The organism is Microvirga tunisiensis (assembly GCF_009296175.1).
In the GTDB taxonomy this organism is placed as follows: Bacteria; Pseudomonadota; Alphaproteobacteria; order Rhizobiales; family Beijerinckiaceae; genus Microvirga; species Microvirga tunisiensis.
The window spans coordinates 1-5,690 of sequence record NZ_VOSK01000358.1 but is presented as its reverse complement, the minus strand read 5'-3'; the positions used below and the strand labels follow the sequence as shown (position 1 = coordinate 5,690).

Below are 5,690 nucleotides of genomic sequence, written 5' to 3'. Positions count from 1 at the left end.
ACTTGCTCCGGCGCGACCTCGTCCCCGCGGAAGGGCTGGCCGGCGAACTGATCGCGATTGCACGGGAGCAGGGTGCGCTCTTCTGGGCCACGAGGGGGCGCGCCATACTGAGCTGCGCCCGCGCCGGACGGACCGCATCGACGGACAACCTCGCTCAGTTGCGCCAGAACCTTGAGGCGATGCATGCGGAAACGTCGTGGCGCGTCTTCACGCCCTGTATCGCCGTCGTAGCGGCGGAGATCCTCTGCACCTCGGGGGACATACAAAGTGGGCTCCGGCTTCTCGAGGAGATGCAGCCGTGGGTCGAGCAAGGGGAGCAGCGTCTTGCCGAGGCGGAAGGCTATCGTGTCCGCGCCGACCTGCTACTCGCGGCCGCGGCTGCTGAAGCCGAAGCCGACCTGTTCCGGGCCATCGACGTCGCCCGAGGTCAGAGCGCAAAGACGTTTGAGCTGCGTGCTGCGACCAGCCTCGCCCGGCTCTGGCAGCACGACAAGCGCCAGGAAGTCCACGATCTCCTCGCCCCTGTATACGATTGGTTTACCGAGGGCTTCGACACCCCCGATTTGAGATCGGCTAAGGCGCTGCTCGACGAGCTGGGTGAGTAGAAGGCGCTACCATTCGCGCGACATTGTTCGAAGTGCTTTATATGCGACCGTCGAGGGCGCGTTTGTACCAGGGCTTGTCGAGTTGAGGACGACCAAGAGAACATGAGGAAATGTGGGGCAAAGATGGTGCCCTCGCACTGGCGCTCCTTGATGCTGCCGGTGAATGGGTTTGATCGCATCCGTCCGGATGGTCCCGTCACTGGCCCCAACAGATCCTCATGCTCCCGGGACGGCACCGTCAGGTTAACGCGACAGTGACTGGACTTGAGCATAAGCGGAGGTATGAAACCGACCCGCCATTCTCGCTATGCCCGCCACCGCTTCCCGGCCAAAGTCATCAGCCATGCTGTCTGGTTGTATTTCCGATTTCCACTCAGCCTTCGGATGGTCGAGGAGATGCGGCCGCGAGAGCAAGGTGACGGGCCTCGTTGCTGGCTTCTGACCGGCGGATCCCGTGGGGCTCTATCTGGCTTGCCTCACAGACGAGGGCGGTTCCTGATGGGCAAGACGCCTCAGAGGGAGTCGGTGTTTCCTAACTCGTCGGTTGCGCATGCAGGTGCAGGGCGCGGTAGACGGCCGTATGAGCCGGCGTCGGCACACCGAGCTGCAAGCCCAGCGCATGCATGCGCCCGGACAGCCATTCGAGCTCGAGCGGCCTGCCGCGGGAAAGATCGGTCGCCATCGAGGACCTTGCTTCCGGCGGCAGGCTCCGCCACAGCGCCATGAACCGCCGATGGTGCTCCTCTGGGATCGGCTCGCCGGAGGCTGCCGCCACTGCCAAACCTTCATCACGAAGTTGCCCGATGAAGAGGCGGGCCTCCGGGTCGGCCAGGATCGCGCCGATGCCGGCCCGCATGAGGGCGGTCGCTCCGGCGAAGGCGCACAGGATGACGAATTTCTCCCACAGCACAGGGGCGACGTTGGCTACCGTCTCCATCTCGATGCCGGTGCCGCGCCCACAGGCGTCCCGCAGCGCCTGCACGACCGGATTGCTGGCCTGTCCCACCACCACACGCCTGGAGCCACCGGGAACGCTGATCACCCCTGGCCGTGCGATGGAGGCCGTGACGTAGATTGCGCCTCCGACGAGCTGTTCCGCCGGAACGAAGCGCGCGAGGATGTCGAGACTGTCGATGCCATTCTGCAGCGTCAGCACGCGGGTGTGCGGACCGATCAGGGGCGCAAGGGACGCCGCGGCCGTCTCGCTGTCGTACAGTTTGACCGTGAACAGCACGAGGTCCACCGGGCCGATCTCCGCCGGATTGTCCGCCGCTGGTACGCGCGGCAGGTGCAGGTCACCGAACGGGCTCTCCAGGCGCAGACCATCGCGACGCAGGGCCTCGAGGTGAGCACCGCGGGCCAGGAAGGCCACGTCCTCGCCAGCAGCGGCAAGCCGCCCGCCCAGGTACCCGCCGATCCCGCCGGTCCCCATCACTGCAATCCGCATGGCCGGTCTCCGCTTCTCCTGGAGGATACCAGATCGAGACCTGGTCGCGAACCGTCTCGTGCGGCGGTGGAAGCCGAGATCTTGACGGCAAAGGAGCCGCTCGCTCAACCAATGTGTGATACTCTTGGCTCCTGTCGTACCTGAACCCGGACCTTGCCCATGAGGCCGGGGTCCGCAGGAGGGCATGTTGATGGCCTCCGACACCGATTGTTTCGACGTGATCGTCGTCGGCGCCGGATGGGCCGGGCTGGGCGCAAGCCACTACCTGACCCGGGCTGGGCTGCGGCACCGCGTCCTGGAGCGGTGCCGGATCGGAGAGACCTGGCGCACCCAGCGGTGGGACGCCTTCCGCCTGAACACCCCCAACTGGGGATCCGTCATGCCGGGGGACGAATACGATGGCCCCGATCCGGACGGCTTCATGACCCGTGATGAGTTCGTTGCGCTCCTTGAGGGCTTCGCCGCGCGCAACTGCCTGCCAGTCGAAACGAATACTCCAGTGTCCGAGCTTTCGCTTGATGAGGCACGCGGCGCCTACCGACTGGAGACGCCACAGGGCGCGCTGTGGGCGCGCAACGTGGTGATCGCCAGCGGCAGCCTGAACCGCCCACGGCGTCCCGCGGTGACTCGCGCGTTACCGCTCGATCTGTTGCAGTTGGACGCGTCCGACTACCGCAATCCGGCAGTGCTCCCGGCGGGAGCGGTGCTGGTCATCGGCAGCGCCCAGTGCGGCGGCCAGATCGCCGAGGATCTGGCGCAGGCGGGTCGCAGGGTCTTTCTCGCCACCGGCCGGGTCGGACGGATGCCCCGCCGCTACCGCGGTCGCGACATGGTCTTCTGGCTTCGCCGGAGCGGGCTGTTCGACGTCCCGCGCAAAGACTTTGTCGACCCTTCAGGCCGCATCATGGGGCGACCGCTGCTCGGGGTCGGGCATACGGTCAGCCTGCAATCACTCAGCGCGCAAGGGGTTGTTCTTCTCGGCCGCTTTACCGGCGTCAAGGATGGACAATGCCTGATCTTTGCCGCGGACCTGGAGGAGAATCTCCGCTTCGGCGACGAAGCTTCAGGGCAGTTCAAACGCCACATCGATGCCTACATTGCACGAGAGGGCATCAATGCTCCGGCGGCAGAAGACAACCCTGATGAGACTGTTGCACCGCGCCTGCCAGACCCGCCGATCCTTTCTCTTGACGCGTCGGAGTGTGGCCTTGCGTCAGTTATCTGGTGCACCGGCTTCGAGGGTGACTTTGGTTGGGTGAAGGTGCCGGGAGCGCTCGATGCGCGAGGCCAGCCAGTACATCAGGAAGGTGTCGCTGAGCGATCCGGCCTCTACTTCGCGGGCCTGGACTTCGCATCCACGCGCAAGTCCGGCACCCTGCTCTCACTCACTGAGGAAGCTCCCCGCCTGATCAGTCATATCTTGGCATGACATTGATTCGCTGCCGACCCGCACGACGGCGAGCAACTCTCACGCGCCCAGTGACGGATCCGACGGATCAGGCAGGCTTTCTGCCGCGGAGCCGGCCTGCCGCGCGACAATCCCAGTGACAGTTGCGAGAATGCGCCCGGCCACCAAGGCTCCCGTGCCATCGAGATCACGGGCCGGCATGAACTCCACCAGGTCAAAACTGGCGACCCGCGCCCAGTCGGCGGCGCCGTGCAACAGGTCCACGGCCTGCCAGTAGCTGAGTCCACCGGGAACACGGCCGATTACCGCCGGCATGATGGCGGGATCGAGAGCATCGCAGTCGAAGGTGATCAGAAGCTCGGATCCCGGTTCGATCAGGCGTAGCACCGGCTCGAGCCCCTCCCGATGCAGCTGATGGGCGCTGATAAAGTGGACACCTGCCGCCTTGGCGTCCGCCAGGTCCGCCGGACGGGCTGAGCCGACACCGCGCTGGCCGACCTGGATGATGCGGCCAATGTGCCCCATTTCGCTGGCCCGGCGCATCGTACTCGATAGGCCCAGCCGCTCCCCATCGACGTCATCCCGCCAGTCAATGTGAGCATCGATTTGCAGCACCGTGTAACTCCCCCGCCCGGCAAAGGCTTCGAACAGCGGGATCGGCACCGAGTCGTCACCGCCAAGCACCAAGGGGACTGCCCCGGCATTGAGAATGGCGCCGACAGCCTCTCTGATCTGGGCCCGGTTCTCGGAGGCGTCCTCCGCGAGGGGGCATGTTTCCAGCGTCCACGACACGCACCCGTGGTGGAAGCAGCGGGCCATCAAAATCGAAGTCATGGTGATGAAGGGCGGCCGCATACTGGGCATCACTGCACGGATTGCATCAGGCGCATCAGCACAGTATGAACCAACCGACGCGTAGGGTGTCGCCGCCGGAACACCGACAAGGACCGCATCAGCCTCCGGTCTGGAGAGGTTGGAGCAAGCCGGAAGCCCCATGAATGTCGTGGCTGGTGCGCTGCCATACATTCTGCCGATCGTCTGCTGCCCTGTCATGGCCTCCCCCTGTTGGTTGAAGATCGGTACCCGCAGCCCGGCGTCACGGCGGCGTGATCGAACGCGGAAGCCAGCGCCGTCCTGTTTCGCGCAAGTCATCGAAGGCAGCCTCAAACATCGGCGCGGCGAGCGTTGCTTCCACGTGGAGTGTCGTCTCGCCAGTATTGCGGAACCCATGGCGATAACCCGCCGGCACGATCACGGACTGCCCGGCTGTGAGAGTGGCGCATTCTTCGCCAACCCAGACCTCAGCCTGACCAGCCAGCACGGTGAGCACCTCCTCCACCGCATGCAGGTGGATGGGTGCGCCGCAATCAGGGTCACACCATTGCTCGAAGATGCACAACTGCGCCGCGCCGGTCAGAGCCGAGACGCGCATGCGGGTGAGCACGCCAAGCCGCCATTGCTCCTGCTCATGTTCTACAGGATCAATGATGCGCATCAGGTCCTCGCTCAATCAGCATTTGTCGGAGGTCCAGAACTGGGGTGAAGATCGTGTACGGCAATCGATGCACGGGCAAGACCCTGAGAAGATCTGCTTTCCACTCCTGACCTGCTCTTCCCCTCTCCGGCTGTCGTGAATGCCCAGCGAGCCGTTGACTGCCCCCAGCCCTACCCTCATCAGCAGAGCAGAAGCGGCATCGATCTCAGCTTGGCCTCTCTCATTCAAGTTCTGCGAGGCTCGTGCATTCCGAAAGCCACGCTTGCACCCCCAAGCTGGGGTTAGCGCAAGAGGAGTTCCCAATGACAAGATAAGATAGAACGGATTGGCAACCTTACCGTCCAGGCTTGAGGGCAGCTCCATCAATAGGAGACAAAGCGATACTCGCGCCGGTCTGCTACCTATTTGATTACTTGAGCCCTATTTTGCTGAAGCGCCAAATAATTTTGCTCAATTCTACCCCTGAGCAAGGCAGCCAAGCAAAAATCTCTCCCCTACGTGTGGTGGCGCACATCGGACCCGGCACAATGAGTGTAAACAAATAAACTTGACCATTGTCCGATGTGGGCAATGCCCCAGTGGCCCCCAGGCTGGGCGCGGTATCCGCTGTATCTCCTGCGAGGCGGTCACCGCAATGCATCCGCACAGGAGGAGGAGGATGATCATGCGTATCTCCGCTATGCTCCTTTCCGCTCTGGCCATGGGGGGGTGCATCACAGGCTCTGCACACGCGTC

At 64.0% G+C, this 5,690-nt stretch carries 4 protein-coding genes and 2 pseudogenes; 3 read left to right on the top strand and 3 right to left on the bottom strand.

Translation table 11 applies throughout. The features are described from left to right. Together FS320_RS46430 and FS320_RS36510 are read left to right on the top strand one after the other, a co-directional pair. A pseudogene (locus FS320_RS46430) lies at positions 1-605 on the top strand (hypothetical protein); the annotation flags it as partial. 282 nt (positions 606-887) lie between these two features. Next, a pseudogene (locus FS320_RS36510) lies at positions 888-1,004 on the top strand (IS6 family transposase); the annotation flags it as partial. A 133-nt stretch (positions 1,005-1,137) separates the two neighbouring features. Here the strand turns inward: FS320_RS36510 and FS320_RS36505 are convergent. Continuing rightward, positions 1,138-2,052 (bottom strand): ketopantoate reductase family protein, encoded by a 915-nt coding sequence (locus tag FS320_RS36505; protein WP_152717224.1) that lies wholly within the window; start codon positions 2,050-2,052, stop codon positions 1,138-1,140. A gap of 190 nt (positions 2,053-2,242) precedes the next feature. On the opposite strand from FS320_RS36505, the gene FS320_RS36500 reads away from it, so the two are divergent. Continuing rightward, the gene (locus FS320_RS36500) at positions 2,243-3,481 is read left to right on the top strand and encodes an NAD(P)-binding domain-containing protein (protein WP_152717223.1); all 1,239 of its coding nucleotides are present in this window, start codon (positions 2,243-2,245) and stop codon (positions 3,479-3,481) included. A 39-nt stretch (positions 3,482-3,520) separates the two neighbouring features. Here the strand turns inward: FS320_RS36500 and FS320_RS36495 are convergent, their stop codons facing one another. Beyond that, complete coding sequence (locus FS320_RS36495) at positions 3,521-4,456, bottom strand: arginase family protein (RefSeq protein ID WP_244627619.1); 936 nt, start codon at positions 4,454-4,456, stop codon at positions 3,521-3,523. Between the two features lie 100 nt (positions 4,457-4,556). Next, positions 4,557-4,955 carry a cupin domain-containing protein gene (locus tag FS320_RS36490; RefSeq protein WP_152717221.1) on the bottom strand — a complete coding sequence of 133 codons (399 nt, stop codon included), beginning with the start codon at positions 4,953-4,955 and terminating at the stop codon, positions 4,557-4,559. Between the last annotated feature and the right edge of the window lie 735 nt (positions 4,956-5,690).

What these genes read in the sequence shown, in the direction of transcription:
- FS320_RS36495 (WP_244627619.1), bottom strand. Translation starts at nt 4,456, where the DNA reads ATGGGGCTTCCGGCTTGCTCCAACCTCTCCAGACCGGAGGCTGATGCG.
- FS320_RS36500 (WP_152717223.1), top strand. Translation starts at nt 2,243, where the DNA reads ATGGCCTCCGACACCGATTGTTTCGACGTGATCGTCGTCGGCGCCGGA.
- FS320_RS36490 (WP_152717221.1), bottom strand. Translation starts at nt 4,955, where the DNA reads ATGCGCATCATTGATCCTGTAGAACATGAGCAGGAGCAATGGCGGCTT.
- FS320_RS36505 (WP_152717224.1), bottom strand. Translation starts at nt 2,052, where the DNA reads ATGCGGATTGCAGTGATGGGGACCGGCGGGATCGGCGGGTACCTGGGC.